This window comes from Mesorhizobium sp. M7A.F.Ca.US.007.01.2.1 (assembly GCF_003998165.1).
Lineage (GTDB): Bacteria > Pseudomonadota > Alphaproteobacteria > Rhizobiales > Rhizobiaceae > Mesorhizobium > Mesorhizobium ciceri.
The window spans coordinates 1-444 of the sequence record NZ_RZQP01000536.1; the positions used below are offsets into that span (position 1 = coordinate 1).

At 62.2% G+C, this 444-nt stretch carries 1 protein-coding gene; it reads left to right on the forward strand.

The features are described from left to right. Positions 1-316: glycine cleavage T C-terminal barrel domain-containing protein (locus EN949_RS35655; RefSeq protein WP_164782694.1), on the forward strand; the 316-nt coding region annotated here is incomplete at its 5' end. Positions 317-444 lie beyond the last annotated feature (128 nt).

The window sequence follows — 444 nt, forward strand, 5'->3', positions numbered from 1 at the left end:
TGACGCGGTGCTGCGCAAGAAGGAAGCCGGCCTGTCACGCCGGCTCGTACAGTTCCGGCTGAAGGATCCGGAACCCCTGCTCTTCCATAACGAGGCGATCCTGCGCGACGGTAAGATCGTTGGTCCGATAACGTCTGGCAATTACGGCCATCACCTCGGCGGCGCCGTCGGGCTGGGCTATGTGCCTTGCGAGGGCGAGAGCGAGGCGGATGTGCTGGCGTCGTCCTATGAGATCGAAATCGCCGGCGAGCGTTTTGCGGCGGAAGCCTCGCTGAAGCCGATGTACGATCCGAAATCGGAGCGGACGAGGATGTAGTGCCTTCTCGCCTCCCCCTTTGTGGGGGGGAAGGAAGGGAAAGTCGCCCTCTCAAAACCTTTCCAGCTTCCCTCGCACCTTCGCCAGAAACGCCGCCCTTGTCGCCGGCGTCGAGGCATCCATCAAAT